Annotated in this window: 20 protein-coding genes; 13 read left to right on the top strand and 7 right to left on the bottom strand. The window is 69.1% G+C overall.

Features of this window, described 5'->3' with window-relative positions; genetic code table 11:
• Positions 1 to 25: 25 nt before the first annotated feature.
• A complete protein-coding gene (locus BMZ45_RS20460; protein WP_175489184.1) occupies positions 26 to 1,270 on the bottom strand; it encodes a pentapeptide repeat-containing protein in 1,245 nt (414 codons plus the stop codon).
• 350 nt (positions 1,271 to 1,620) lie between these two features.
• On the opposite strand from BMZ45_RS20460, the gene BMZ45_RS20455 reads away from it, so the two are divergent.
• Positions 1,621 to 3,072, top strand: coding sequence for a serine hydrolase domain-containing protein (locus tag BMZ45_RS20455; RefSeq protein ID WP_091638368.1), 1,452 nt, complete (start codon positions 1,621 to 1,623; stop codon positions 3,070 to 3,072).
• A gap of 131 nt (positions 3,073 to 3,203) precedes the next feature.
• Here the strand turns inward: BMZ45_RS20455 and BMZ45_RS20450 are convergent, their stop codons facing one another.
• Together BMZ45_RS20450 and BMZ45_RS20445 are read right to left on the bottom strand one after the other, a co-directional pair.
• A complete protein-coding gene (locus tag BMZ45_RS20450; protein ID WP_175489183.1) occupies positions 3,204 to 3,947 on the bottom strand; it encodes an enhanced serine sensitivity protein SseB C-terminal domain-containing protein in 744 nt (247 codons plus the stop codon).
• Positions 3,948 to 4,183: 236 nt separating this feature from the next.
• Complete coding sequence (locus BMZ45_RS20445; RefSeq protein ID WP_139215603.1) at positions 4,184 to 6,265, bottom strand: hypothetical protein; 2,082 nt, start codon at positions 6,263 to 6,265, stop codon at positions 4,184 to 4,186.
• Between the two features lie 406 nt (positions 6,266 to 6,671).
• Between BMZ45_RS20445 and BMZ45_RS20440 the strand changes: the two genes are divergently transcribed.
• On the top strand, positions 6,672 to 9,647 hold the full coding sequence (locus tag BMZ45_RS20440; protein WP_091638365.1) for a serine/threonine-protein kinase: 2,976 nt from the start codon (positions 6,672 to 6,674) through the stop codon (positions 9,645 to 9,647).
• A gap of 30 nt (positions 9,648 to 9,677) precedes the next feature.
• Here the strand turns inward: BMZ45_RS20440 and BMZ45_RS20435 are convergent, their stop codons facing one another.
• The 4 genes from BMZ45_RS20435 to BMZ45_RS22180 form a co-directional block, all read right to left on the bottom strand.
• A complete protein-coding gene (locus BMZ45_RS20435) occupies positions 9,678 to 10,028 on the bottom strand; it encodes a hypothetical protein (protein WP_091638364.1) in 351 nt (116 codons plus the stop codon).
• A gap of 26 nt (positions 10,029 to 10,054) precedes the next feature.
• On the bottom strand, positions 10,055 to 10,375 hold the full coding sequence (locus BMZ45_RS20430; RefSeq protein ID WP_091638363.1) for a hypothetical protein: 321 nt from the start codon (positions 10,373 to 10,375) through the stop codon (positions 10,055 to 10,057).
• A gap of 94 nt (positions 10,376 to 10,469) precedes the next feature.
• On the bottom strand, positions 10,470 to 10,943 hold the full coding sequence (locus tag BMZ45_RS20425) for a hypothetical protein (protein WP_091638362.1): 474 nt from the start codon (positions 10,941 to 10,943) through the stop codon (positions 10,470 to 10,472).
• Between the two features lie 371 nt (positions 10,944 to 11,314).
• Positions 11,315 to 14,173 carry a prealbumin-like fold domain-containing protein gene (locus tag BMZ45_RS22180; protein ID WP_175489182.1) on the bottom strand — a complete coding sequence of 953 codons (2,859 nt, stop codon included), beginning with the start codon at positions 14,171 to 14,173 and terminating at the stop codon, positions 11,315 to 11,317.
• Positions 14,174 to 14,803: 630 nt separating this feature from the next.
• Between BMZ45_RS22180 and BMZ45_RS21760 the strand changes: the two genes are divergently transcribed.
• The 11 genes from BMZ45_RS21760 to leuB all read left to right on the top strand — a co-directional run bounded on the left by BMZ45_RS21760 (position 14,804) and on the right by leuB (position 26,794).
• Entirely contained in the window at positions 14,804 to 14,968 is a 165-nt protein-coding gene (locus BMZ45_RS21760) for a hypothetical protein (RefSeq protein ID WP_175489181.1), read from the top strand.
• Positions 14,969 to 15,084: 116 nt separating this feature from the next.
• Positions 15,085 to 16,818 (top strand): dihydroxy-acid dehydratase, encoded by a 1,734-nt coding sequence (locus tag BMZ45_RS20415; protein WP_091638360.1) that lies wholly within the window; start codon positions 15,085 to 15,087, stop codon positions 16,816 to 16,818.
• Positions 16,819 to 16,871: 53 nt separating this feature from the next.
• Positions 16,872 to 17,903 (top strand): ketol-acid reductoisomerase, encoded by a 1,032-nt coding sequence (gene ilvC / locus BMZ45_RS20410; RefSeq protein WP_091638359.1) that lies wholly within the window; start codon positions 16,872 to 16,874, stop codon positions 17,901 to 17,903.
• On the top strand, positions 17,903 to 19,651 hold the full coding sequence (gene ilvG, locus BMZ45_RS20405; protein WP_091638358.1) for an acetolactate synthase 2 catalytic subunit: 1,749 nt from the start codon (positions 17,903 to 17,905) through the stop codon (positions 19,649 to 19,651). Before ilvC ends, ilvG begins: the two co-directional genes overlap by 1 nt.
• Positions 19,635 to 19,871: an ACT domain-containing protein gene (locus tag BMZ45_RS20400; RefSeq protein ID WP_056180214.1), complete on the top strand. Its 237-nt coding sequence runs from the start codon at positions 19,635 to 19,637 to the stop codon at positions 19,869 to 19,871. Before ilvG ends, BMZ45_RS20400 begins: the two co-directional genes overlap by 17 nt.
• A 47-nt stretch (positions 19,872 to 19,918) precedes the next feature.
• The gene (locus tag BMZ45_RS20395; protein ID WP_175489180.1) at positions 19,919 to 20,827 is read left to right on the top strand and encodes an aminotransferase class IV; all 909 of its coding nucleotides are present in this window, start codon (positions 19,919 to 19,921) and stop codon (positions 20,825 to 20,827) included.
• Between the two features lie 4 nt (positions 20,828 to 20,831).
• On the top strand, positions 20,832 to 21,980 hold the full coding sequence (locus BMZ45_RS20390; RefSeq protein ID WP_091638356.1) for a threonine dehydratase: 1,149 nt from the start codon (positions 20,832 to 20,834) through the stop codon (positions 21,978 to 21,980).
• The gene (locus BMZ45_RS20385) at positions 21,977 to 23,566 is read left to right on the top strand and encodes a 2-isopropylmalate synthase (protein ID WP_091638355.1); all 1,590 of its coding nucleotides are present in this window, start codon (positions 21,977 to 21,979) and stop codon (positions 23,564 to 23,566) included. The genes BMZ45_RS20390 and BMZ45_RS20385 overlap by 4 nt, the downstream gene beginning before the upstream one ends.
• A 144-nt stretch (positions 23,567 to 23,710) precedes the next feature.
• A complete protein-coding gene (gene leuC / locus BMZ45_RS20380) occupies positions 23,711 to 25,135 on the top strand; it encodes a 3-isopropylmalate dehydratase large subunit (protein ID WP_091638354.1) in 1,425 nt (474 codons plus the stop codon).
• Positions 25,135 to 25,716, top strand: coding sequence for a 3-isopropylmalate dehydratase small subunit (gene leuD, locus BMZ45_RS20375; RefSeq protein WP_091638353.1), 582 nt, complete (start codon positions 25,135 to 25,137; stop codon positions 25,714 to 25,716). The genes leuC and leuD overlap by 1 nt, the downstream gene beginning before the upstream one ends.
• Positions 25,706 to 26,794 (top strand): 3-isopropylmalate dehydrogenase, encoded by a 1,089-nt coding sequence (gene leuB / locus BMZ45_RS20370; protein WP_091638352.1) that lies wholly within the window; start codon positions 25,706 to 25,708, stop codon positions 26,792 to 26,794. Before leuD ends, leuB begins: the two co-directional genes overlap by 11 nt.
• Positions 26,795 to 26,888: the final 94 nt, after the last annotated feature.

Raw genomic sequence — 26,888 nt, 5'->3', positions numbered from 1 at the left:
TCGGGCCCTCGCACCCATCGACGGTTCACCAGGCGCAAGGTCCTGGCTTTCCGTTCGGGCAGGTCGTGGTGGCATCCGTCTTGGCCGTGCTGCCGTAGCGCAGCCCTTGGATGTCGGCGCCGGTCAGGTCCGCGCCGCGCAGGTCGGTGCCGTACACCAGGGTGTTGTTGAGCTTGGCCTTAACCAGGTTGGCCCGGCGGTAGTCGGACATCTGGATGTCCGCGCCGCTGAGGTCGGCGCCCTGCAGTTGGGCTTCAACGAAGGTGCCCATCAGGCGGTCGGCGCGCAGGTCGGCGCCCTGCATCTTGGCGCGCGTGTAGTCGCCCACCACGTCCGCGCCTTGCAGCTTGGCGTCGACGAAACTGCCGCCCGGCGCGTTGAAGCGATACAGCGAGGCGTGGCGCAGGTCGGCGCCATCCAGGACGATGCGCGCGCCGCCCTTGTTGTCCAGCGTCGCCCCACGCAGATCGCAGCCCTTGCACTCCGAAGTGCCGTTCAAGGTCTCGCGATTGCGCGCGACCAGCGCCGATCCGAAGTCCAGGCAAGGGCCCTTATTGCCTGCCGGACAGGTGGTCGCGGCGTCGGTGCGCGTGCAGATCCGGAAGGACTTGCCACGGCAGTTGGCGCCATTGAAATCGGCGCCGTTCAAATCCGCGCCGCTGAAGTCGATCGGCTTGCCGACGTTGTAGCTCTGCACCTGCAGATCCTTGAAGCTGGCCCCGCTCAACACCGCGCCGACGAAGTGGGTGTTGTCGATGCGGCTGGCGCTGAAGTCGGCGCGCTGGGCCACGGCCTTGGCGAAATCGACGCCGACCAGCCTGGATTCGCTGAAGTCGGCATCGCCCAGTTGCGCGCGATTGAAACGGTTGCCGTTGAGCTCGCTGCCCTTGAAGCGCGTGCGGGTCAGGTCGACGTCGCTGAAATCGCCGTCGGTCTGGGCGCGACTGAAATCGACGCCGGTCAGCTTGGTCGCGCCCAGCTTGGCGGCGCGCAGATTGGCGCCGCTGACATCGGCCCCGGTGAGATCGGCCTCGGCGAAATTGGCGCCGCGCAGAATAGCGCCGCGCAGCTGCGCGCCGCTGAAGCGCGTCTTGCTCAGGTCGTAGTCGCTCAGGTCGATGCCGTCCGGCAACTCGGCCTGGCTCAGATCGCAGCCCAGGCACGACCTGGGATGCAGCAGCCGATACAGCGCGTCGGCATCGGCGGCCGTGGCCGACCGCATCGACATCGCACCCAACACGCCTACGAGTATCCATCCGAACTGTTTCATGGCACGCCCCCTGTGGCAGAGGCTGGACAGTAGCCGATAGCGCGGCAGACTGCGTGCCGCCCGTCCGCGCCGGCCGCGGCTCATCGGGCGGACGCGCACAGCGCCGATCCCGCGACGCCCCGGCCTGGCGCAATCCCGGCGGCCATCGTCGGATGCCGATTGCTCCACCGCGAAAGCGCGGCCCACAATGCCCGCATGTCCGGCCACGGACCGATCACGGAGCTCTCGCAGTGCGTCCGGCAACGCGTCGGTATCGGAACACGGCCCATGGTTGCAATCGTGGGCTACCTTGAATCGCAACGTACCCGGGCGTCTCACTGCGCCCGGCTAATCGCAGGCAGCACCCACTCATGAACCCAGCGTTCCCGCTCGCCCTCGCACTCTCGTTGGTCGTCGTCGGCAGCGCTCACGCCGGTCCGGCTTCGGCACCGCTCGCGCCCGCCGCGGATGCGAACACGCGCGCCGTCGACACCCTGGTGCAGCGGCGGATGCAGCAGCTGGGCATTCCGGGCCTGCAGGTCGCGGTGGTGCGCAAGGATCGGACCGTGCTGCTGCGCAACTACGGCAGCGCGAGCGTGGAACTCGGCGTACCCGTGACCGATGCGTCGGTGTTTTCGCTGAACTCGATCACCAAGGCGTTTTCGGGCATCGCCGCCGGCACCGCCATCGCGCAGGGCCGCCTCGACCCCAAAGCCCCGCTGTCGCGCTACCTCGACGATCTGCCGCAGGCCTGGCGCGCCGTTACGATCGAACAGCTGATGGCGCACATGTCCGGCCTGCCCGACCTCATGCGCGCCCCCACCGTCGAGCAAGACCCGGCCGCCGCGTGGGCCTGGACCCTGGCGCAGCCGATCCGCTTCGCCGCGGGCGAACGCTACGACTACTGCCAGACCAACTACACCCTGCTGCAACGCATCCTCAACAAGCTGATGGCGCGCCCGGCCGACGCGGCCCTGGCCACACCGCAATTCGCCGCGGCCGGTATGCGGCGTACCGGCTATGGCGATGCCGATGCCGTCGTCCCAGGCAAAGGCCCGAACTATCGCTATCGCGACAACGGGCCGGGAACGCCACGCACTCTGCGGCCCATCTACGAGCGTTTCCCGCCTTATCGGCAGGCCTCTTCCGGCATCAACAGCACCGCCGAAGACATGGCGAACTGGGCGAAGGCGGTGCTGAGCGACCGGTTGATCGACGCGCGCACGCGCGAACTGCTGTGGACGCCGGTGCGCTACGCCGACGGCAAGCCAGGCCAATGGGGACTGGGCTGGCAGGTGTTCGCGCGCGGCAGTCATCGCATGGTCGGCATGACCGGCGGCGGCCGCTCGGCGGTGTTCCTGTATCCGGACGACGAGCTCGCGGTGATCGTGCTCACCAACCTGTCGGGTGCCTACCCGGAAGACTTCATCGACGGCATCGCCAAGATCTACGCGCCCGACCTGCCGCTGACCGGCATACCCGCGCTGCGGATCGCGCTGGACGACAGCGATTACGAACACGTCGAAACGGTACTGAGCGCGCTGCGCGCCCGGCATCCGGAAGCGAGCTTCCCCGAGGCCGAGTTCAACGACTGGGGCTACCGTCTGCTCGCCTCCGGCCGGCCGAAGCAGGCCCAGGCCATTTTCGAACGCATCGTCGACCTGTATCCGAACAGCGGCAACGCCTACGACAGCTTGGCCGAAGCCCGCGGCGTCAACGGCGACCGCAAGGGCGCGATCGAGGCGTATCGGCGGGCGCTGGCGCTGGACCCCAAGAACACCCACGCAGCGGCGCAGCTGCGGCGGCTGGAAACCAGTCCGTGATGACTACGCGCACTGTCGAGCGATGACGACGGAAGTTGACGGCCATCCGCGCCATCGCCTATAGGTCGCGCACGTATGCTCAAGAAATCTCTACCGCTGCTCGCTCTTGCCCTGACGCGCGCGGGCCTGCATTAGGCCCACGACGAAAACAGCCCCTTCAACCTGCTGCTCCAGGAGCGCCGATAGAACGGCGCGACCGAACTCAGGAAATAGTCGCTGAGGCCGCCGTCGCCGCGCGCGATCACCACGAAGTCGACGGCCTGCCCCGGCGGTACGGTATCGGCGACGACGGTGCCGGCGTCCTGCATGACGCGATCCAAGTCGCCCACGCCTTCGAAGCCGACCACGAGGCCGGGCTCGGACATCCGGGCAGGGTCGTGCATCTGGCATAGATAGGCAGCGCGCACCTCGGGCTGCGTCGCCAGCAAGGCGCTCAAGGACGCCAGCATCCGGGCCGGCAATTGCACCGGCTGGCCCAGCAGCACTTGGCTGCTATGGGGAAGCGTATGCGCGCTCACGCGCTGGGACATGCCGGTGTCCAGCAAGGCGGCAATCTCGGCAGGCGTGAACGCCCTGCCGCAGTTCGAACTGGGATTGAGCACCACCGTGGCGCCGCGGGTGAGCTCGAAGAAGTTACGCGCCGGCATCGTTACCGTTGCTACGTCCGCTTCCGACTCGCGCCGTAAGGCTTCCATGCTGGTGAAGAACGGCAGATAGGGCGCGCCGTCTTGCGTCTGCCATTGCATCAGCGCCAGCTTGAGCTTGTCGCCGCCATCGTTCGGGTTTCGGGTATGGCCGATGGCGAAAATTTCCGAGTCCAGCAGCAGCCGATAGAACGCCGGCCGCGCCGCGGGCTCGGCGGCGGCGCGCGCCAATGCGATTTCCAGGGCATTTCGCGCTGCGTCCATGCGGGTTCCGAAAACAGGAGGCCTGGCCGTTGCGGCCGAGCGATGGACGGATGCTCGGATGGCGTGGGTGCCCGCGTCAATCTCGGCGACACCGCGCTGCGGCAGACCGGTGTGCCCGGCGCCCCCACGGGGTCGGGCCCGGCGCGGCGCGGGCAGTCGCTCCGTGGCGCTCGGCGCCGCGCCACGGAGTCCAGCAGCCGCGCCTAGTTGACCGTGCAAGCCACGACGAAGTGCACCGATGCGTTCGCGGGAAATACCGGTAGCGCCGCGCCGCCGGCGTTGAGGATATCGTTAGGCACCGCCGGACAGGCCGCGCCGCCGTTCTGGGTGCAACCACTGACCACACAGCCGCTCAAACCGCCGACGGGCTGGTCGCGCACGATCGCGCCGTGCGCGGGGTCCGGTCCGGCATTGGTCGCGATCAGCGTGTACACCGTGGAATTGCCGGTCATCACGGTATCGGCCGATGGGTCGACCTCGCCGTTGGTGCTTGGCGTATTGGTCTTGGTGATCGACAGGTTGGCCTGCCGACGCGTGTTGGTATAGGTGCAGGTGACCAGGGTGCTGGCGGGCAGATTGTTCGGCATCGTCACCGTGTTACTGACCTGGCCATTGCTGCCCGAGGGCGCGACGCCGTTGTCGCAGGTCAACGTCGTGTTGTAGTTGCTCAGACTGCCGCTGCTGAAGGTTTCCGCCGGTAGCGTCGCCACCTCGCCGACGAACGCGGTCGCCGTCGCGCCGGTGGTGTTGGTGGGTGCGGTGGAGTTGAAGGCCGCGGTGTTGGCGGCCAGCCCCGTCGTCGCCGCGATCGACGCCACGTTGCCGGCGATGCTGTTCGCGCCCCAGACCTTGGCCAAGCGGAACTGCACGGCTTTTCGGGTGTTGGTCAAAGTACAGGTGATGTCGTCGGCCGCCGTGGTCGTCAAGGTGAAGCTGGTGCCCGCGCCGCTCGGCAATACGGTGGTGGAGTTCGCTGTGGCGTTCACGCACGCGATCGAACTGGTGTAGCCGGCCAAGGGGGTGGCGCTGCCCGCCGCCATGGCTTCGGACAAGGTGTAGGTGGCGCCTACATCGGCCTGGGCGAAGTCGGCGGTGCCGGTCGCGGTGGCGCCGGTGCCGGTGGTGGTGGCCGTCGCCGCGGTGGCGATGCCGCCGGCCGGACCGGCGATGCTCAAGGCGAACTGATCGGCCGCGGCTGCGCGCCCGTTGGCGCCCAGCGCCTTCTGCAGCCGAATGCGTGGAGGCACGTCCACGGAAACGCCGATGGTGAATCCGTCGCCCGGATGTTGGGTGGGCGTGGACCAGGCAGGCTCCAGCCCATCGCCGCGCAGGTAGATGCGGAAGCTGATCGACGACAGGTTGTTGCCGACGACGCGTACCGAGCCGCACGCCGCCTCGTCGGCGACATTGCAAAAGCTGGCGGGCGTGGCCGCCGAGTTCCGAATGGAGGGCAAGCCGGTCACCGGATTGATGCCGGTGGCGAAGGCCGCGTTGCCGGATAGCGGGTTCAAGGACAGCCCGGGCGTCAGCAGGTCGAAGGTCGGCGCGATGCCCATGGCGCCGAAGATGCCGCCCGCGCCGGCGAAATGGAGCACGGGATTGGTGACCGGGCGGCTGAAGCTCAAGGTGAGATCCGCCATCCGATAGCTGGCATTGGTCGGCACACCGGCGTTGAAGAGTCCGCGAGTGGATATGAACATTTCGATGGCGCCGTTCTGCGCGATCTCGATGCCGGTGCCCGCGGTCGAGGTGCCGGTGGACGTAAACGAGCCATTCGCCGGCGCGCCGATGGTGTTCATGTTCATATACAGATTGAGCGGCCCCGCCAGCGTCCCGGCGTTGTTCAAATTGCTGCCGAAGGCGACGGCGAAGCCCGCCGGAGATTCGGTCGTGGTGTTCAGGGTGTACTGCTGGTTGGACAGGCTGTAGGTCACCGTGACCGCGGGCGTAGGCGCCTGGGCGGCAAAGGTGTTGCCGGCCGGATTGTTGTTGTTCCTGCGAAACGTCACGACCTGACTGGCGACCGTGGGCCCGGTGCCGGCGGGGCCGCCGTTGGCGGTCTGCATCTCGAGGGTCGGGCGGATCTGGGCCAGCGCCGCGCCCGCGGGCAGCAGCAGCGCCAGCACCGTAGCGAATGTCACGGACGGAAGCAGACGGCGCTGCGCGGTCAGCGTGCGCGAGACGCCTGCTCTGGCACCCGTGTGCGGCGCGCTATCGATGCGACACCCTGCACCCATGTGCCAACTGTGTGCATCGCGCACCCACGCAAGCGAATTTCTATCCATAGTCGCGCTCCCTTATCGCACCGGCATCGCACTCCGACTCCGGCAAACCGCACCGAAGACGCTCCGTTTCGCGCATTCATCGCACCATCCACTGCGGTAAATAAAGAGAGTGAAAGTACCTATAGGCAGCGAATAATCACCATAAATGCACACTTAAGCCTCATCATTTGACCGTCATAGCGCGCTGCGACGCGGTGGTCGCAAATGCATGAACGATCCGATACCGGCGCAACGCGCCGTCGATCGCGCCGGGCTCCACGCGACGCGATGGAATGCGTATCGCGCATTCGACAGCTGTTCGAGTTTGGCGTATTTATTGACGCCTACTCATCCTGAAAGCTAGCAGCGCGCTGAAAGCGCAGGCCTTGGCTCCGATCCATCCAGCGACCGGGGCGGCGCCCCTTCCATGAGCGAACTCATCTCCCGCGCGCTGAACCTGTTCGACGAATGGATCGATCTGCCGTGGGCGGAACGCCAAAGCGCCCTGGCCGAACTGGCCCGTCGCGATCCGGCTTTGCATCAGGCAGTGCGCGCCCTGTTTCAGGCCGACGACGACGGCGAATCCGGGATACTGGCGCGTTCGCCCGCGGAACTGATCGCAAGCAAACAGCCGGCGCAGGCTGCCGCCAGCGACGACGTCCGCGAGGCGGACGCGCGCATCGGCACGCGCCTGGGTGCGTGGCGCATCGACCGCGCGGTCGCGCATGGCGGCATGGGCAGCGTTTACGAGGCGCACCGCGACGACGGCCATTATCAGCAGCGCGTCGCGCTCAAATGCGTGCGCGCCGAACTGGCCACGCCGGAACTGCTCGCCGCCTTCCGCAACGAGCGCAACCATCTTGCGCGCCTGGACCATCCCGGCATCGCCGCGCTGGTCGACGGCGGCGTGGACGAGAGCGGCCAGCCCTGGTTCGCGATGCGCTACGTCGACGGGATCGCCATCGATCAGTGGTGCGATCAGCGCCGAGCGTCGGTGCGCGAACGCGTCGACCTGCTGATGCAGGCCGCGCAAGCGCTGGGCTACGCGCATGCCCAGGGCCTGCTGCATCGCGACATCAAGCCCTCCAATCTACTGGTGACCGCGGACGGCCGCGTGCAGTTGGTGGACTTCGGCTTGTCCTCCACCTTCGAGGCGCTGACCGGTGCGCACAGCGAGCGCATCGCGCTGACCCTGGACTACGCCGCGCCCGAGATACGGCGCGCGGGTGCGCACAGTCGCGGCGCCGGCGGTACGGCCGCGGACATTTATGCGCTGGGCGTGCTGAGCTATCGCCTGCTGTGCGGGCAGTGGCCGAGCGCGCTGCATACCCTGAGCGCGCTGATCCCCGATGCCGCGCAGGACGCGGCCACGCCGATGGAGCGCCTGCTCGTGCAGGCGCCGCGTTCGGTCGCGAGCGAGCGCGGCGCCGCCGGCATCGCGGCGCTGACGCGCGAGCTCGCCGGCGACCTGTCGGCGATCGCGCTCAAGGCGGTGGCCGAACGGCCGCAGGACCGCTACCCCAGCGCCCAGGAGTTCGCCGACGACCTGCGGCGCTGGCGCACTCACCACCCGGTCCAGGCCCACCCGATCGGCTGGTGGCCGCGCACGCGCAAGCTGCTGCGCCGCAATCGCGGCGCCGCCGTCCTGGGCGCCGCGTTGCTGCTGGCGTTGGGCACGGCGCTGGGCCTCACGCATTGGCAGCGCCAACGCGCCTTGCACGAAGCCCAGGCCGCATACGCGGTCAGCAACTTGTTCGCGTCCACGCTGGGCACGGCCACGCTGTCCGGCATGGGCTCGACGCCGTTCTCGTCGCGGAACCTGCTGACCAAGACCGAGACGGAATTGCGCAAGCTCGATCTGCGCCGCCATCCCGTGCTGCGCGCGCACAGCCTGGCGACGCTGGCGCGCAGCTACGCGGTGATCGGCGACTACCGGCATGCCGAGCGCCTGGCAGACGAGGCGCAGCTCAGTCTGGGCGACGAGGTCGACGAAGAGGACTACGTCGCCGCCACGCGCCTGTCGCTGCTCAACCTGCAGTCGCGCTACGCCGAGGCCGAGCAGGTCGCGCGCGCGCGCCTGTCCGCCCTGGTCGATCGCCACGACGCGCAGGCGCATCGATCCAAGGTCGCCTTCGGCGTCGAGCTCGCGCAGGCGCAATGGGGCCTGGGCGATCCCTCGGCGGCCCTGGGCAGCTTGGACGCCGCATTGCGCCAGGCGCGGGCGCTGGGTCGCGGGCAGGAGGAGTTGCTCGCGCAGTTGCTGATCCAGCGCAGCAAGTTCCGCGCCCGCCTGTTCCGCCTCAAGGAGGCCCAGGCCGATGCTGAGCAAGCCATCGCCCTGGTCGACCTGCGCAACCCCGTGCTGGCCGACGACGCGCGCGACTACCTGCTGACCATGTCGGCGCGCTACCGGCGCTCGTCCGACCTGGTCATGGCCGAACGCTTGCTGCGCGATCGCCGCAAGACCCTGGGCGAGCGCCATCCCAAGACCGCGCGCGCCTGGATCCTGCTCGGCTACGGCCAGCACGTGAGCGGCCGCAAGATCGACGCGCTGAAGAACATCGACGCCGGACGCGACCTGATCGAAGCCGCCTACGGCCGCGACCACCCCGAGTACGCGCTGTCCTTGCTGATGAGCTCCACCGTGTCCGCACGCGAGTCGCGCGACAACGTCCAGGCCCTGCGCGAGGCGCTGCGCATCTGCGAGCGGCGGCTGGGTCCGCGCCATGAAACCACCCTGTTCGTGCGCCGCACCCTGGCCGCGCGCCTGCATGATCTGGCGCCGGCGATCCTGACGCCTGGCGACCACAAGGAAGCCGAGGCGCTGTTCGAGTACAACCTGCGGATCAAGCGCGAGGCGCGCATCCCCGGGCCGTGGGAAAAACTGCTGCTGGCCCATTCGCTGCTGCTGCACGGCCAGGCGGCGGACCTGCCCAAGGTGGAAGCTCTGCTGCGCGAGAGCCGCGCGGAGGGCGAGCGTTACTTCGAGCCCAAGAGCAGCTATCGGGGCATGGTCGATATCTTCTGGATCACCCTGCGCCACCAGCAAGGCCATCGCGCCGAGGCCGACCGCGACTTCGCCCGCACCCTGGACGCGTACCGCGACGACACCAGCTATCTCGCCCAGCTGTACCTGCACGACTCCTGGATGTATCGCGCTCTGTACGCCTACGAGCGCTGCGACAACGCGCAGGCGCAGCGCTATCTGAGCCAGGCGCTGGCTTCGGAACAGGCCCGCCTGGGGCCCACCCATTTCGCCACCCGCGACACCCAGGGCTTCCTCGCCGCGCTGCGCCGGCATGGCCGGCTGATCAACACCACCGGCGCTCAGGTACCGATCAAGGCCGCGCTGGTCGCGGCCGAGCCGCTGCATGCACAGGCCTGTCGCGGCGAAACGCGTTAGCGCGATCGGGACATACCCGGCCGCACCGGCTCACGTCCACAGCGAGCGCAGATACATCAGGGCGAGAAAGCCGGCGACCACCACCGCGCCCACGATGGTGATCCTGCGCACGAAACTCGCATCGAAGGGAGCGGCCTTGGCCTGCTCGATAGCCGTTTCGAACGCCGTGGCGTCCACCCGCACCGCGGGTTCGTGATCCGGATCGCGCAGCAGCCGTCGCGCATCGTCGGCCTGTTCGGGCAAGTACACGAACAGCGCCCACTGACTGCCCATCTTGCGCGGCTCCACCTCGGGGGCGAAGCTGGGGATGCCCTTCTTGCGCAGCCGCTCGCGCGCCTCCGACAAGGCCTCGCCATCGTGAAAGCGGCAGATGAATTCCATGCGTCCCGTTCGCCTCTTCGCGGCCGCTATAGCGCGGTGATGATCGCCAACCCGATCGCCACGGCCACCGTGCAGACCCACCATACGATGGCGGCCGCCGGCGGGCCTATGAGCACCCGCCTGAAACGGTCTGCGTCGAAGGCGGAAAGCGGAGCGACGGCGTTCGCGCGACGCAGACGGCTCCAGCCGAAGATCGAGAAGACGGACAAGGAAAGCACCATCAGCCAGGCGATCATGATGCCGGTATCCAGCCCCCCACTCGCCAGCGCCAGCAACAAAGGCAGGCTGTTCAGCACGCCCATCGCCAGCGCGAAACGGCCCCAGGACAAATTCAGCGGTTTCGACATGGCCTCGCCCGACTTAGCGGAAATCGATATGAGCCAGAGTGGGGCGGGATCGACAGCACCGTCAAGACAGCACCTGTAACGCACAATTTGTGCGCTACGCAGCCACCGCACTCGCGTAAAGCTCGGCCGGTATCCCCGCCAGCGCCGGTCCGGCCAGCTCCGCGCCCTCCAGGGTCCCGTTCTCGCGCAGCGCCTGGCTGGCCGCGGCCACCACCGAGCTGCGCAGCGCCAACGCGCCGAAGCCGCGGCGGGGACCGGCGTGATACATCTCCACCGCCAGCACCAGGCCGCTCTTGAAGACGGGTTCGATTTCGAACTCGAAGCGATGCCAGCGGCCGCGCTGGTCGCGCGCGCTGAAGCGGGTCGGCAGTTCGACCTGGTCCATATGGGAGACGAGGACCAGCCCGAACACTTCGGGCAGCCAGTCGATCACGCGCCGGGCCAGCATGGGCTCATCGATCAGAGCCGCAATCTGCCGCTCGATCTCATCCTCACTGATGCCCTCCTGGCCGATGATGTCGATGGCTTGCTTGAGGACGGATTCGGCGGGAACGGAGAGTTGCGGCATGCCAGAGTAGTCGTTGAGTTCGAACCCGCTCGCCGGGCAAGCGGACCTTTGCGCACAAGGCTGTGCCGCCATTGTACCGCGCGCCGGCGACCGGCCACTTGCCGCAAAACCTCGAATTCGATTCGATCCGTCGCGATCCGAGCGCCGGGTGCGATGCATATCCATGGTCGGGGGCCCATGGCGCCGGGTCAACGCGCGATCGCCGCTTTGCGGTGGCGAGTCGCCGAACCGGTGCCGAACCGCAGGCCATGGACTACGACTGGCGCTTTCGGATCTTCCGCTTCGCGCGCGCGAACCGCATCCGGCGCGTCCAGACCGCGCCGTCGGCCAGATCGCGGAGCGCGGCGCCGCCGTGCCGGTATCGGCAGCGCTTACAGCACCGTGCACTGCAGAGTGAAGACCACCCCGCTCGCATTCGGCAGTGTCGGCACCGCGGTACCGCCGCCCGCGAGCAGATTCGCCGGCATCGCCGGACAGGTCGCGGCGCCGATCGGCGCGCAGCCGATCACCGTGCAGCCGGTCAGCTGCGCGCCTGGCGTATCGCGCACCACCGCGCCGTGCGCCGCATCCGGGCCCTGGTTGCGCACCGTCACGGTATACGTCGTGGTGCTGCCGGCGGTGAGCAGGCTCGCGCCGTTGCTCTTGGCGACCGAGAGGTCCGCCGATCTGCGCGTATTGGTGTAGGTGCAGACGATGGCCGTGTCGGCCGCGGCGATGGTGATGCCGTCGCCCGGATTGACGTCGGTGCCGCCGGTGCAGCTCAGGCTGCCGTTGTAGGCGCCCTCGTTGGCGCCGGCCAGGGTTTCGGCGATGGCGACGGTTTCGCCCGCGAACACCACGGTCGGCGTGGCATCGGCATCGATTTCGCCGGGCGTACCCGCGCTCGACACCAGGCTGTCGACGGCGACGCCGGCGCGCGTGAGCGTGACCGTGGCCGCGTCGCCCGGCGCCGCTCCCGACCATTGTTTGCGCAGTTGCAGCGTGGCGGTCTTGCGCGTGTTGGTGTAGGTGCAGGTGATCAGGGTATCGGCGGCGAGATTGGCGGGAATCTGCACCGTATTGGCGGCCTGGCCGTTCGCGCCCGACGGCACCACGCCGTTGTCGCAAGTCAGCGAGGTGAGGTAGTTGGCCAGCGCGCCGGCCGGCGCCATGGTTTCGGCCGCCAGGCTGGCGGTCTCTCCGGCCAGCACGCCGACGGCCGCCCCCTGCAGGGCGGCGCTCGCCGGCGAATCGAAGGCGGCGGTGTTGTTGGCCAGGCCCGTGCTGGCGGCGATCGTGGCCACGTCGCCGGCCGCGCTGTTGCTGCTCCAGGCCTTGGCCAATCGGAACTGCGCGCGCTTGGTGTTGGTGTAGGTGCAGGTCACCGTCTCGCCGGCGGCCACGTCGATGCTGGCGACGCGGGTGCCGGTGTTGCCGCTGCTGTTGCCGGTGGGATCGCTGCAGACCAGGCCGGTCAACGCCCAGCCGGTTGTCGCGGTCTCGGTGACGGTATAGCTGCCCGCGGCCAGGCCGGTGAAGTTGCGCGTGTTCGACAGCGTGGCGTCGCCGTCGTCGTCCAGGCTGAAGGCGCTCAAACCGGTGCCGGTCGCGGTGAACGCGAAGTCCTGAGCGTCGTTGGGTACCGCGTCTTTGACGACGACGATCGTCGCTGCCGGCTGCACGACCAGGCATACCGGATTGAAGTCCGGGAACAGCGCGCTGGTGGTGCCGGTGATGTTGGTCGTGCTGTTGGTGAAGGCGGCGGGATTGGCCGCGCAGCTGGTATTGGTCTGCCCCGGCACGTTGGTGACGTTGACGCTGATCGTGCAGGACACGCCCGCGTTCAAGGTGATGCCGCTGGCCACGATCGCGGTCGCGCCGGACGCGGCCGTCACCGTGCCGCCGCAGCTGTTGGCGATCGCCGCCGGATTGGCCACGCGCAGGCTGCTGGGCAGGTTGTCGGTGAACCCGACTCCGGTCAGGTTCACCGAAGTCGGCGACGCGTTGTCCAAGGTGAAGGTATAGGTGCCGACGCCGCCATCGACGATCGTGGCCGGCGTCAGCGATTTGCGCAGGGCCGCGGTACCGGTTTCCACCGACACGAAGTAGGAGCCGCTGACCAGCCAGTCGTTGCCGAGGCTGCGCTGGCGGAAGCGCAAGGTGCGGATCGAACCGTCGGCAGGCAGGATGCTGCTGGCATTGAAGATGTCGGAGTCGTAGTCCGCCGATCCCCAGGTGCCGACGGTGGTGTAGGTGGACGGCGTGAAGCCCGTGGCCGGGTTGCGCGCGGCATAGCTGCCCGAGATCGCCGGACCGCCGTCGGTGCTGACGTCGTTGCCCGCAGCCCAGCCGATGGTGGAATTGAGCGCATCGCTGGTGACGTTGCGCACCGGATCGCTCAGATCGGTGAGCGCGCCGCCGGCGATGCCGAAGGACAGGAAATCGTCGCAATTGCCGCAGGTGAAGCCGCCCGTGGTTCCCGACGGATCGCCGTAGGTGGCGGCCACGCCGACGGTGGCGGTGACCGTACCGCCGTTGGGCAACTGCACGTTCGGCACGTCGGTATCGATGGACAAGGCGCCGGAGCCGAAGAACTGCCAGTTGTCGGCCACCGTGACCGAGCGCGGCAATGCGTTGGCGTGGCGATAGACCACGATCAGCGACCAGCCGCCGAGGCGGCTGCGCGCGGCGTCGCCCGTGCCGGTTGCGGTGAAACCCGGCACCGGGTCGGCGACGAAGTAGCGCGCCAGCGGACTGCCGCCGGCATTGCTGACGTAGCCGTTGGCCGGCATCAGGCTGGTCACGTTGAACATGATCTGGCGATAGAAGCGGGTGCCGCCGCTGGCCGCTTCGGTGGTGGTGCGCGCCTGCAGGAACTGCGGCGAGGCGCCGGTCAGGGTGGTATAGCTGCCGCCGGGCACGCGGAACTTGACGCTGGTCATCGCGCCGATGCCCTGGCTGGTCTGATACCCCGTCTGCACGGTCAGATAGGCGTACACGATGGTCGAGCCCGACGGCAGGATCAGATCCGCCGACGACGAAATCGCCGTGCTCGCGTCGCCGTCGATATCGTTGACCACGATGGGATTGCCGAAGTCGGACGAGCGCAGGTAATGCGCATTGCCGATCATCGCGGCGCCGCCCTTCAGCACCTGCTGGTAACGCACCGTCGTCTGCGCGCTCGCGTCGAATACCCAAACCAGGCAGGCCAGCACCAACAGGCCACCCAACCACTGCTGCACACGCTCCATCGGATGCCTATCCCCTTGCTGCACCTCGGCGCGACGCGCCAGACGACGCGCCGCGAACCTAGCCTTGATCGTCCATCGGTCTCGCGCACCCCGTGGCGAGCCCACGCCATGCGTGTGCCGCCGCAGGTCCCGCCACCGAATTCGCCCCTGTCCCATGCGCGCTCGACGCGTCGCGGGCGTGCCCGCGACCCCGTCGCAGAGTCGATCCCACCGTCTGCGCCGGCACGCCACAACAGGACGGTCGATATCCTATAGGAAACTTATTATTCGTCACAGAAAAATCGCAACCTGGTCACACAAGGACGCGAGAGCGGCGGGCGATGGCATTTCTTCTGCGCCGCTGGTCAATACGAAAGGCACTAAAATCTCATGCAATCAATGACATAAAGCGCGCATTGCCTGGGCTATTCGTACGCAAACGATGCACTCGCGGGGCGCAGCTCCCGTCGCTGCCGCCGCCTCGGCGCGAGCGCGGGATCTGCGGGGAAACGCAGGCGATGCAGGTCCTCCGGGCGTCGTCGGCCGCCTGCGTTCGCGGGGTGCGGCGGATTGCGACCGCCGCCACGCAATGCGAACGGTTGGCAAAGAAACTATTGACAAGCCGCAATCGGCCGTGATCTTCTCGATCGCATGACGCAGCGCAACAACCATTCGCAGACGACGACGCTCAAGGCCGCCACGGCCTCGAACGACGCCGCGCGCGTTGCGCTCCGCCTCGCACCCGCGATCGCCACGATTATTCTCGTCCTCGTACTTATTACCTCGCTTACCAGCGCGGGAGTCGGGTTCGTGTAGCAAAACCACACAACCCAAGGTCGAAAGAACCTGAACCCCGCGCCCAAAAGGCGCGGGGTTTTTCGTTTCTGAGGCCTCGGGTTCCTTGTCGACTACGACTGCAGGAACGTTTTTCCGTGAGAAGCAACGCCATCAAGCAAGGCCCGGCCCGAGCCCCCGCACGCGCGATGCTGCGCGCGACCGGTCTCGACGACGCGGCCATCGCCAGACCGCTGGTCGCCGTGGTCCATACCTGGTCCGACGTTTCGCCGTGCAACATCACCCTGCGCGATCTGGCCCAGCACGTGCGCCGCGGCGTGGTCGACAACGGCGGCACGCCGATCGAGTTCAACACCATCGCCGTCACCGACGGCATCGCCATGGGCACCGACGGCATGCGCGCCTCGTTGGCCTCGCGCGAAACCATCGCCGACTCGATCGAGCTGGCGGTGTCCGGGCATTGCCTGGACGCGATGGTGCTGCTGGTGGGCTGCGACAAGACCATCCCGGCCGCGGCGATGGCCGCGGCGCGCCTGGATATCCCGACCGTGATCCTCTACGGCGGCACCATCATGCCGGGCCATTGCCCGTCCAAGCGGGGCGCGGCCGACGACAAGCCGCTGACCGTGCAGGACGTGTTCGAAGCCGTCGGCGCGCATTCGGCCGGCCGCATCGACGACGCCGAACTGCACCGCATCGAGTCGCATGCCTGCCCCGGCGCCGGCGCCTGCGGCGGCCAGTTCACCGCCAACACCATGGCGATGGTGCTGACCTTCCTGGGCCTGTCGCCGCTGGGCCTGAACGACATTCCGGCGATCCATGCCGACAAGGCCGAAGCCGCGCGCAGCTGCGGCGAGCTGGTCATGCAGCAACTGCGTAAGGGCGGACCGAGGCCGCGCGCGCTCCTCTCTCCCTCCGCGCTGCGCAACGCCGCGCGCGCGGTCTCGGCCACCGCCGGCTCCACCAATGCCGCGCTGCATCTGCTGGCGATCGCGCACGAAGCCGGCGTGCCCTTCGATCTGGAAGAATTCGAAGCCGCCGCGCATACGCCGGTGATCGCCGACCTGAAACCGGGCGGCCGCTACACCGCCGCGGAGATGTACGAATTCGGCGGAGCGGCACTGGTGGCGCGCGAACTCAAAGCGGCCGGCTTGATCGAGGATATTCCGACGGTCACCGGCCGTTCCTTTTTCCAGGAGCTGGCCGACGCCTGCATGGCCGACCAGCAGGACGTGGTGCGTCCGGTCGCCGATCCGATCAAGCCGCGCGGCGGCTACTCGGTGCTGTACGGCGATCTCGCGCCGGAGGGCTGCATCCTCAAGCTGGCCGGCCACGGCCGCGAGCAGTTCGAAGGCCCGGCGCGGGTGTTCGACTCCGAGGAGGACGCGTTCGCCGCGGTGCAGTCGCGCCGCATCCAGGCCGGCGACGTGGTGGTGATCCGCTTCGAAGGCCCGGCCGGCGGCCCCGGCATGCGCGAAATGCTGGCGGTGACCGCGGCCCTGGTCGGACAGGGACTGAGCAACGACGTCGCCCTGATCACCGACGGCCGCTTCAGCGGCGCCACTCACGGCTTCATGGTCGGACACATCTCGCCGGAAGCCGCGCACGGCGGCCCGATCGCGCGTCTGCGCGAAGGCGACCGCGTGAGCATCGATGTGCGCACGCGCCGCTTGAACGTCGCCGCCGACCTGGCCGCGCGCGAGCCCGCGCGCATCGCACCGCGCGTGACCACCGGCGTGCTCGCCAAGTACGCGCTGCTGGTCGGCTCGGCCTCGCAAGGCGCGGTCACCGCGCCCGGTCCGCTGCAGTCGCCGCCGCCGCGAACGATCCCAGCCGCTTTAGTCGAACACGCCCCTACCGAAACCGCTTGACCCCACCCGCTCCGCACTCCTCTCCGCTCACTCCTCGCTCAGAGATCACAGACATGACCGCTACGACCTTCCGCCCCAAGATCGCCATCGTCGGCTACGGCAGCCAGGGCCGCGCCCACGCGCTCAACCTGCGCGACTCCGGCTTCGACGTCACCGTCGGTCTGCGCCCGGGCGGCCCGACCGAGCTCAAGGCCAAGGCCGACGGCTTCACCGTCCAGTCGCCCGCCGAGGCGGTGGCCGGCGCCGAACTGGTCGCGGTGCTCACGCCGGACATGGTCCAGGCCCAGCTCTATCGCGACGTGATCGAACCCAACATCGCCCAGGGCGCCTGCCTGCTGTTCGCGCACGGCTTCAATGTCCACTACGCCCAGATCGCGCCGCGCGCGGACCTCGACGTCGTACTCGTGGCGCCCAAGGGCCCGGGCGCGCTGGTGCGTCGCGAATACGAAATCGGCCGCGGCGTGCCCAGCGTTTACGCGGTGCATCAGGACAGCAGCGGCCGCGCCGAGGAATTCGCCCTGACCTACTGCGCCGGCATCGGCGGCGCGCGCCAGAACGCGATCAAGACCACGTTCAAGGAAGAGACCGAGACCGACCTGTTCGGCGAGCAGGCCGTGCTGTGCGGCGGCGCGACCAAGCTGGTCCAGGCCGGCTGGGAAACCCTGGTCGAGGCCGGCTACCAGCCCGAGGTCGCCTACTACGAGTGCCTGCACGAACTGAAGCTGATCGTCGATCTGTTCTACGAGGGCGGCGTGACGCGCATGCACGAGTTCATCAGCGAGACCGCGCAGTACGGCGCGCTCACCCGCGGCCCCTATGTGGTCGACGAGGACACCCGCGCGCAGATGCGGCGCGTGCTCAAGGAAATCCAGGACGGCACTTTCGCCCGCCAATGGATCGCCGAGTACGCCTCGGGCAATGCCAACTACAAGGCGCTCAAGCAGGCCGATCTGGATCACCCGATCGAAGCGGTCGGCAAGAAGCTGCGCGCCAACATGAAGTGGCTGGACACCGCGCCGAAGGCGCAGCCGGCCGCTCCCGCTCCCGCCGCCACGCGCGGCGAACGACAGGAAGAGGCTGCGTGATGAACGGTGCCCGCTGGCTGGCGCAAGCGCTGGCCGCAGAAGGCGTGGACACGCTGTTCGGTTATCCGGGCGGCACCATCATGCCTTTCTACGACGCCCTGCACGGGTCGGACCTCAAGCATGTGCTGGTCCGCCACGAGCAAGGCGCCGCTTTCGCTGCCAACGGCTATGCCCGTGCCAGCGGGCGAGTCGGCGTATGCGTGGCGACCTCCGGTCCCGGCGCGTCCAACCTGGTCACCGGCATCGCCGACGCGATGCTGGACTCGGTGCCGATGGTCGCGATCACCGGCCAGGTCGCGACGTCGCTGATGGGCACCGACGCATTCCAGGAACTGGACGTGTTCGGCATGACCCTGCCGATCGTCAAGCACAGCTTCCTGGTGCGCAGCGTCGACGATCTGCCGCGCATGGTCGCCGAGGCCTTCCGCCTGGCGCGCTCCGGACGACCGGGCCCGGTGCTGATCGACCTGCCCAAGGACGTGCAGAACGCCGACGCCGCGCATCTGGCCGCGCACGTGCCGCTGCCGACCGATCCGCTGCCCAGCGCACCGGATGCGGCCTACCACGAAGCCGCGGCGCTGATCGCGCATGCGCGCAAGCCGCTGATCTACGGCGGCGGCGGCATCGCCTTGGGCGACGCGGTGGGCGCGTTCCGCAATTTCGTCGAGGGCAGCCAGATCCCGGCCGTGCTGACCCTGAAAGGTTTGGGCGCGCTGCCGGCCGAGCATTTGTTGAACCTGGGCATGCTGGGCATGCACGGCAACCGCGCCGCCAATCTGTCGGTGCAGGAATGCGATCTGCTGATCGTGGTCGGCGCGCGTTTCGACGATCGCGCCACCGGCAAGCTGGCCGAGTTCGCGCCGAACGCGCGCGTGGTCCATCTGGACCTGGACCCCGCCGAGATCGGCAAGCTGCGTCACGCCGACGCCGCGGTCAACGGCGATCTGCGGCGCTCGCTGGAGGCGCTGACGCCGGCCTGCACCGCCCAGACCCAGGGCCGCAACGGCGGCGCGCGCCGCGCCTGGCGCGACACCTGCCTGCAACGCAAGCGCGATTGCGCCCCGCGTTACGACGCGCCCGGCGAGACCGTGTACGCGCCGGCGCTGCTGCGGCGCCTGTCCGACCTGGCCCCCGATGCGGTGGTGACCTGCGACGTCGGCCAGCATCAGATGTGGGTGGCCCAGCACTGGCGCTTCGACGATCCGCGCAAGCACCTGACCAGCGGCGCCTTGGGCGCGATGGGCTTCGGCCTGCCGGCCGCGATCGGCGCGCAGATGCAGGACCCGTCGGCGCGCGTGATCTGCGTGAGCGGCGACGGCTCGTTCCTGATGAACGTGCAGGAGCTGGCCACCGTGGCGCGCTATCGCCTGCCGGTGAAGATCGTGCTGCTCGACAACCAGGCCCTGGGCATGGTGCGGCAGTGGCAGGAGCTGTTCTTCGAACGCCGCTACTCCGAGATCGACCTGTCCGACAACCCGGACTTCTGCGCGATCGCCGCGGCCTTCGGCGTGGCCTCGTTCCATGTCGAACGCGCCGACGCGGTCGAGGACGCGCTGGCCGCGATGCTGGCCTGCGAGGGCCCGGCGCTGCTGCATGTGGCGATCGATCAGGAAGCCAACGTCTGGCCGCTGGTGCCGCCCAACCGCAGCAATGCCGAAATGCTGGACCCCGAGGCCGACGCGATCGCGGCGGCCGCCTCTGCCACCCCCACCACCGACAAGGAGGATGCCCATGCGATACCAGCTTGAACTGACCCTGCGCCAGGCCGAGGGCGCGCTGGCTCGCGTATTGGGCGCCGCCGAACGGCGCGGTTTCCGTCCCCTGTCGGTGGACGGCGAAGCGCAACCCGACGGCGATCGCTGGCACCTGCGCATGACGGTGGAAGGCGAACGCGCCGACACCGCCCTGCAGAGCCAGCTCGCCAAGCTCTACGACTGCCTAGCCGTCGAGGTGTCTCCATGTACTTGAGTGCGAATCCCTCGCAAAACCCCGCACATCCATGTGCGGACTCTCCAATGCTCTCCACCGCTCCGGCGAGCATCTCGCTGCGCCTGGACACGCAAACGCCGCTGATCTGGTTCGACGGCGAATTCGTCGCCGCCGATGCCCCGGAAGCGCCGCTGACCACCCACGCCATGCACTACGGCACCGCGGTGTTCGAAGGCATCCGCAGCTACGCCACCGCCGACGGCGGCGCGGCGGTGTTCCGCCTGCCCGAGCATATGGAGCGCATGCGCAAGGGCGCCGAGCTGTTCGGCATCGATTTCGACGTCGAACGCGCGAGCGCCGCGACCGTGCAGACCTTGCGCGCGAATGGCCATCGCGACGCCTACATCCGCCCGCTGACCTGGATGGGCACCGGCACCATCGGCCTGGACGTGGACCCGCTGAGCCAGCATCTGATGATCGCGACCATGGCCAAGGTCGTGCACCTGGGCGGCGCGCGCACGCGCCTGACGGTCTCGCCCTGGAAGCGCAACCCGGCCACCTCGCTGCCGGCGCTGAAGCTCAGCGGCGCCTACGTCAATTCGATCCTGGCCAAGCGCGAAGCCAAGCAACGCGGCTTCGACGAGGCGCTGTTCACCGACGACAAGGGCTATGTGGTCGAGTGCACCGGCGCCAACGTGTTCATGGTCAAGAACGGCGCGATCACCTCGGTCGAGCACCGCGACGCGCTGCCGGGCATCACCCGCGACACCATGATCGCGCTGTCCGGCGCGCAATCGCGCGAAGTCACCTTACATGAACTGCTGGATGCCGACGAAGTGTTCGTCTGCGGCACCGCCGCCGAGGCCACGCCGATCGCCGTGCTGGACCGTCGCGAGTTCGGCGACAACCCGGTCACGCGCGAGCTGTCTGCGCAGTACGCGCGCGTGGTGCGCGGCGAAGACCCGCGCTACCGCGCGTGGCTGACGCCGGTCTGAGCGCATGGACGGCGACGTAGCCAGCGCGGTACCCGTGAGCGCCGCCGACCTGCTGGCGGCGCAGGCGCGCCTGCGCCGCTACCTGGACCCGACGCCGCTGCACCATGCCGAGCGCTTCGGCTGCTGGCTGAAACTGGAGAACCTGCAGCGCACCGGTTCCTACAAGGTGCGCGGCGCGCTCAATGCGCTGCTGGCCGCGCGCGAGCGCGGCGATCACCGCACCGTGATCGCCGCCTCCGCCGGCAACCACGCCCAGGGCCTGGCCTGGGCCGCTTATCGCCTGGGCGTCAACGCGATCACGGTGATGCCGCGCTGCGCGCCGCAAACCAAGATCGCCGGCGTCGCCCACTGGGGCGCCACCGTGCGCCTGCACGGCGACAGCTACGACGAAGCCAAGGCCTTCGCGATCGAGCTGGCCGAGCAACACGACTACCGTTTGCTGTCGGCCTTCGACGACCCCGACGTGATCGCCGGCCAGGGCACGGTGGCGCTGGAACTGGCCGCGTTCGCGCCCGACGTGCTGCTGGTGCCGATCGGCGGTGGCGGCCTGGCCGCCGGCGTCGCCCTGGCACTGAAATCCGAGCTGCTGTGCGGCAGCGCTGCCGCGCGCCGGGTGCGCGTGATCGGCGCGCAGGTCGAAGGCGTGGACTCGATGGCGCGCGCCCTGCGCGGCGACCGTCGTCTGATCGAGCCGGCCGCGACGCTGGCCGACGGTGTGCGGGTCAAGGACCCGGGCCGGATCACCGAACGCGTGCTGAGCGCCCTGCTGGACGATGTGGTGATCGTGCGCGAGGCCGAATTGCGCGAAACCCTGGTCCGGCTGGCGCTGGAGGAACACATCATCGCCGAAGGCGCCGGCGCGCTCGCGCTGGCGGCCGGCCGCCGCATCGCCGGCAAGCGCAAATGCGCGGTGGTCTCCGGCGGCAACCTCGACGCCGGCGTGCTCGCGCGACTGCTGTCGGAGGTGCGTCCGCGCGCACCGCGCCGCCCGCGCCGACGCAGCCGCGAGGCGCCCGCGCGCGAGGCCGCCGCCATCGAGAGCGACATCTTCAGGCTGGCACGACTTAGATCCGGGTCGTCGCCGCCCGCGCGCACGACCCACACGCCCTCCCTTGCCCCGCATTCCACTTTGATCGAGGACGTCCCCGCATGAACGAGTCGCCCGGACCGGTAGTACCCATAGACCACGCCCCGCAGCACATCGCCATCTTCGACACCAGCCTGCGCGACGGCGAGCAATCGCCCGGTTGCAGCATGAGCTCCAGCCAGAAGCTGCGCTTCGCGCACGCGCTGGCCGAGCTGGGCGTGGACGTGATCGAGGCCGGCTTCCCGGCCAGCTCCGGCGCCGAAATCGAAGCCACCCAGGCGATCGCGCGCGAAGTGCGCGGCTCGACCCTGGCCACCCTGGCGCGCTGCCATGTCGGCGACATCGAGGCCTGCGCACGCGCGCTGGACGGCGCCGGCAAGCCGCGCATCCACGTCTTCATTTCGACCAGCCCGCTGCACCGCGAGCACAAGCTGGGCCTGAGCCGCGAGCAGGTGCTGGAACGCGCGGTGATGGGCGTCGAACTGGCGCGCCGTTACGTCGACGACGTGGAGTTCTCGGCCGAGGACGCGTTGCGCACCGAACCCGAGTTCCTGGCCGAGGTCTGCGGCGCCGCGCTGGCCGCCGGCGCGCGCACCCTGAACATTCCCGACACCGTCGGCTACACCACCCCCAGCGAGATCCGCGCGCTGTTCGAGTACCTGCGCGCGAACGTGCGCGACGCCGAACGCGCGATCTTCAGCGCCCACTGCCACAACGACCTGGGCCTGGCCGTGGCCAACAGCCTGGCCGCGATCGAAGGCGGCGCGCGTCAGGTCGAGTGCACCATCAACGGCATCGGCGAACGCGCCGGCAACTGCGCGATGGAAGAGCTGGTGATGGCGCTGCGCGTGCGCGGCGGCTATTACAACGCCCAGACCCGCATCGACACGCGCCGCCTGGTGCCGACCTCGCGCCTGCTGTCGCGCATCACCGGCATGGCCGTGCAGCGCAACAAGGCCATCGTCGGCCAGAACGCGTTCGCGCACGAATCCGGCATCCACCAGCACGGCATGCTCAAGCACCGCGGCACCTACGAGATCATGAATCCCGAGGACGTGGGCTGGGCGCAGTCGCAGATGGTGCTGGGCCGCCACAGCGGGCGCGCCGCGTTGAGCGATCGCCTGCAAACCCTGGGCTTCGTGGTCGACGAGGCGCGTCTGAACGCGGTGTTCGCCAGCTTCAAGACCCTGGCCGAGAAGAAGCGCGAGGTCTTCGACGCCGACCTGGAAGCGCTGGTACTGGGCGCCGACGCGCGCGCCGCGCGCGGCCATCGCCTGGTGCGCGCGCACGTAAGCACCGGCATCGCCAGCGACAGCCTGCCGACCGCCAGCGTGCAGCTGGTCGATCCCGACGGCGGGGCGATCAGCGAAGCCGCGGTCGGCGACGGTCCGGTGCACGCGCTGTTCGCCGCGCTGGCGCGCGCGACCGGCGTGCAGCTGCAGATCGACAGCTACCACGTGTCCAGCGTGACCACCGGCGACGACGCCCAGGGTCAGGCCAGCGTGACCACACGCGTGGACGGCGTCGAACTGACCGGCTCGGGCACCAGCACCGACATCCTCGAGGCCAGCGCGCTGGCCTGGCTGGAGATCGCCAATCGCGTGCTGCGCACCCAGCAGCAGCCCCCGCAGCGCTTAGCCGCCACCGCCTAAGAGCCCCTCTCCCGCCTGCGGGAGACGGGTTGGGATGAGGACACGCGCCAAGCAGCCACGACGACGGCTCCGCACAGCGCCCCACGCCCCGAACCGCTCCCGCCAACGCAACAGCCGCCCAACATCGAAGCCGCACATCCCGCCATGACCGCACCCAGAACCCTGTTCGACAAGCTGTGGGACGCCCACCTGGTCACGCCCGAAACCGAGGCCGTGCCCGCCGTGCTCTACGTCGACCTGCACCTGATCCACGAGGTCACCACCCCGCAGGCCTTCGCCGAGCTGGAATCGCGCGGCCTGTCGCCGCGCCGGCCGGACCTGACCAAGGGCACCCTCGACCATTCCACGCCGACCCTGCCGCGCGGCGCCGATGGCCGTCTGCCTTACTACACCGACGAGGCGGAGCGTCAGGTCGATACCCTGCGCCGCAACTGCGCGCGCCACGGCATCGAGCTGTTCGACTACGACAGCCCGCACCGCGGCATCGTGCACGTGATCGGGCCGGAGCTGGGCCTGACCCAGCCCGGCATGACCATCGTCTGCGGCGACAGCCACACCGCCACTCACGGCGCGTTCGGCGCGCTCGCGTTCGGCATCGGCACCAGCGAGGTCGGTCACGTTCTCGCCACCCAATGCCTGCTGCAGCGCAAGCCGCGCACGCTGGCGATCAACATCGAAGGCGAGCTCGCGCCGGGCGTCGGCGCCAAGGACCTGATCCTGCACGTGATCGGCGAGATCGGCGTCAACGGCGGCACCGGCCAGGTGATCGAGTACCGCGGCTCCACCGTGCGCGCGCTGTCGATGGACGAGCGCATGACGGTCTGCAACATGTCGATCGAGGCCGGCGCGCGCGCGGGCCTGATCGCGCCCGACCAGGTCACTTATAACTACCTCGCCACGACCCCGCGCGCGCCGCAGGGCGCGGAGTTCGAACGCGCGGTCGCGCGCTGGAGCGCATTCGTCGGCGACGAGGGCGCGCGCTTCGATCGCGAAGTGCATATCGACGCCAGCACGATCAAACCCACCCTGACCTGGGGCACCCACCCCGGCCAGGTCGCCGCGGTCGACGCGCAGCTGCCGATCGCGCAGGACGCCGACGCCGCCAAGGCGCTGGCCTACATGGGCCTGAGCGGCGGTGCGGCACTGGCCGGCGCGCCGGTCGACGTGGTCTTCGTCGGCAGCTGCACCAACTCACGCCTCACCGATCTGCGCCAGGCCGCGCAGGTGCTGCAGGGCCGGCGCGTGCATCCGCGCGTGCGCATGCTGGTGGTGCCGGGTTCCGAGCAGGTCAAGCGCGAGGCCGAAGCCGAAGGCATCGACCGCATCGTGCGCGCGGCCGGCGCCGAGTGGCGCGAGCCGGGCTGCTCGATGTGCATCGCCATGAACGGCGACCTGGTCGGCCCGGGCCAGCTCGCCGTCTCCACCAGCAACCGCAATTTCGAAGGCCGTCAGGGTAAGGGCGCGCGCACGCTGCTGGCCTCGCCGCTGACCGCGGCCGCCTGCGCGATCGCGGGCGAGGTCACCGACCCGCGCGCCTACCTGCAAGCCGTCGCAACGGAGGCCGCGTGATGAGCGCTTTCACCGCACTGACCTCGCGCACCGTCGTTCTGCGCGAACGCAATATCGACACCGACCAGATCATCCCCGCGCGCTTTCTCACCACCACGCAGCGCCAGGGCCTGGGCCGCTACGCCTTCAACGACTGGCGCTATCTGGCCGACGGCTCGCCCAACCCCGAGTTCGCGTTCAACCGGCCCGAGAACGCCGGCGCGCAGATCCTGGTCGCGGGGCGCAACTTCGGCTGCGGTTCCTCGCGCGAGCACGCGCCCTGGGCCTTGACCGACCTGGGCCTGCGCGCGGTGATCAGCACCGAGATCGCCGACATCTTCCGCAGCAACGCGCTCAAGAACGGCCTGCTGCCGATCGTGCTGGACAACGACGTGGTCGACGAGCTGCTGCAGCGGCCCGGCATCGAGCTGTCCATCGACGTCGCCAGCCGCAGCGTGATCCTGCCCGGCGGCAGCCGCGTCCAGTTCCCACTCGACGCCTTCGCCCAGACCTGCCTGCTCGAAGGCGTGGACCAGCTGGGCTATCTGCTCAAACAACAACCCGCCATCCAACGTTATGAGGAACTGCGTCATGCACGCTGAGATCGTCGTATTGCCGGGCGACGGCATCGGCCCCGAAGTCACCGCCGCCGCGGTCGAAGTGCTGCGCACGGTCGGCCGTCGCTACGGCCACGCCTTCGCGCTACGCGAGCACCCGATCGGCGGCGCCGCGATCGACGCCACCGGCGAGCCCCTGCCCGAAGCCACGCTGGCCGCCTGCCGCAAGGCCGACGCCGTACTGCTGGGCGCGGTCGGCGGCCCGAAGTGGTCCGACCCCAAGGCGAAAGTGCGCCCCGAACAAGGCCTGCTGGCCTTGCGCAAAGGCCTGGGCCTGTACGCCAACCTGCGCCCGGTGAAACCGCACGCGGCCACCCTGGGCGCCTCGCCGATCAAGCCGCACCTGCTGGCCGGCGTCGACCTGCTGGTGGTGCGCGAGCTCACCGGCGGCATCTACTTCGGCCAGAAGCAGCGCGGCGCCGACAGCGCCAGCGACCTGTGCGAATACAGCGTGGCCGAAATCGAACGCGTGGTCCGCCGCGCCTGCGCGCTCGCGCGCGGCCGCCGCGGCCACGTGGTCTCGGTGGACAAGGCCAACGTGCTGGAGACCTCGCGTCTGTGGCGCGAAGTCGCCGCTCGCGTCGCCCGCGACGAGTTCCCGGACGTGACCCTGGAGCATCAGCTGGTCGATTCGATGGCCATGCACTTGATCGCCAAGCCGCGCGCCTTCGACGTGATCGTGACCGAGAACATGTTCGGCGACATCCTCACCGACGAAGCCTCGATGCTGGCCGGCTCGCTGGGCCTGCTGCCCTCTGCTTCGCTGGGCGAAGGCAAGATCGGCCTTTACGAACCCATCCACGGCTCCGCCCCCGACATCGCCGGCCGCGGCATCGCCAACCCGGTCGGCACCATCCTCAGCGCGGCGCTGCTGCTGCGCCACTCGCTGGGTCTGAGCGACGAAGCCGACTGCATCGAGCAGTCGGTGGCGGCGGTGCTGGAGCGCGGCGTGCTCAGCGCCGATCTGGCGCCGGGCGGCCGCGGGGCGAGCACAGCCGAGGTGACCGCAGCGGTGTTGGCGCAGTTGGAGTTGCCGTGTCAGGTGGCGGAGTTGCGCGACTGAGTGCGGGCTGCGCATTCGAACGCGCAGCCCAGGCCTTGAATAGACCAACCGCGATTGCGATTGCGGTTGCGGTTGCGGTTGCGGTTGCGGTTGC

Origin of the sequence: Lysobacter sp. cf310, assembly GCF_900114355.1 — a bacterium.
Classification (GTDB): domain Bacteria; phylum Pseudomonadota; class Gammaproteobacteria; order Xanthomonadales; family Xanthomonadaceae; genus Lysobacter.
Note: the sequence above shows the minus strand (reverse complement) of the source record. Positions and strands in the feature narration are given on the sequence as shown.

Excerpts from the sequence above, each read along its gene's own strand:
- BMZ45_RS20460 (WP_175489184.1), bottom strand. The coding sequence starts at position 1,270 with ATGAAACAGTTCGGATGGATACTCGTAGGCGTGTTGGGTGCGATGTCG.
- BMZ45_RS20455 (WP_091638368.1), top strand. The coding sequence starts at position 1,621 with ATGAACCCAGCGTTCCCGCTCGCCCTCGCACTCTCGTTGGTCGTCGTC.
- BMZ45_RS20445 (WP_139215603.1), bottom strand. The coding sequence starts at position 6,265 with ATGGATAGAAATTCGCTTGCGTGGGTGCGCGATGCACACAGTTGGCAC.
- BMZ45_RS20440 (WP_091638365.1), top strand. The coding sequence starts at position 6,672 with ATGAGCGAACTCATCTCCCGCGCGCTGAACCTGTTCGACGAATGGATC.
- BMZ45_RS20435 (WP_091638364.1), bottom strand. The coding sequence starts at position 10,028 with ATGGAATTCATCTGCCGCTTTCACGATGGCGAGGCCTTGTCGGAGGCG.
- BMZ45_RS20430 (WP_091638363.1), bottom strand. The coding sequence starts at position 10,375 with ATGTCGAAACCGCTGAATTTGTCCTGGGGCCGTTTCGCGCTGGCGATG.
- BMZ45_RS20425 (WP_091638362.1), bottom strand. The coding sequence starts at position 10,943 with ATGCCGCAACTCTCCGTTCCCGCCGAATCCGTCCTCAAGCAAGCCATC.
- BMZ45_RS22180 (WP_175489182.1), bottom strand. The coding sequence starts at position 14,173 with ATGGAGCGTGTGCAGCAGTGGTTGGGTGGCCTGTTGGTGCTGGCCTGC.
- BMZ45_RS21760 (WP_175489181.1), top strand. The coding sequence starts at position 14,804 with ATGACGCAGCGCAACAACCATTCGCAGACGACGACGCTCAAGGCCGCC.
- ilvC (WP_091638359.1), top strand. The coding sequence starts at position 16,872 with ATGACCGCTACGACCTTCCGCCCCAAGATCGCCATCGTCGGCTACGGC.
- ilvG (WP_091638358.1), top strand. The coding sequence starts at position 17,903 with ATGAACGGTGCCCGCTGGCTGGCGCAAGCGCTGGCCGCAGAAGGCGTG.
- BMZ45_RS20400 (WP_056180214.1), top strand. The coding sequence starts at position 19,635 with ATGCGATACCAGCTTGAACTGACCCTGCGCCAGGCCGAGGGCGCGCTG.
- BMZ45_RS20395 (WP_175489180.1), top strand. The coding sequence starts at position 19,919 with ATGCTCTCCACCGCTCCGGCGAGCATCTCGCTGCGCCTGGACACGCAA.
- BMZ45_RS20390 (WP_091638356.1), top strand. The coding sequence starts at position 20,832 with ATGGACGGCGACGTAGCCAGCGCGGTACCCGTGAGCGCCGCCGACCTG.
- BMZ45_RS20385 (WP_091638355.1), top strand. The coding sequence starts at position 21,977 with ATGAACGAGTCGCCCGGACCGGTAGTACCCATAGACCACGCCCCGCAG.
- leuC (WP_091638354.1), top strand. The coding sequence starts at position 23,711 with ATGACCGCACCCAGAACCCTGTTCGACAAGCTGTGGGACGCCCACCTG.
- leuD (WP_091638353.1), top strand. The coding sequence starts at position 25,135 with ATGAGCGCTTTCACCGCACTGACCTCGCGCACCGTCGTTCTGCGCGAA.
- leuB (WP_091638352.1), top strand. The coding sequence starts at position 25,706 with ATGCACGCTGAGATCGTCGTATTGCCGGGCGACGGCATCGGCCCCGAA.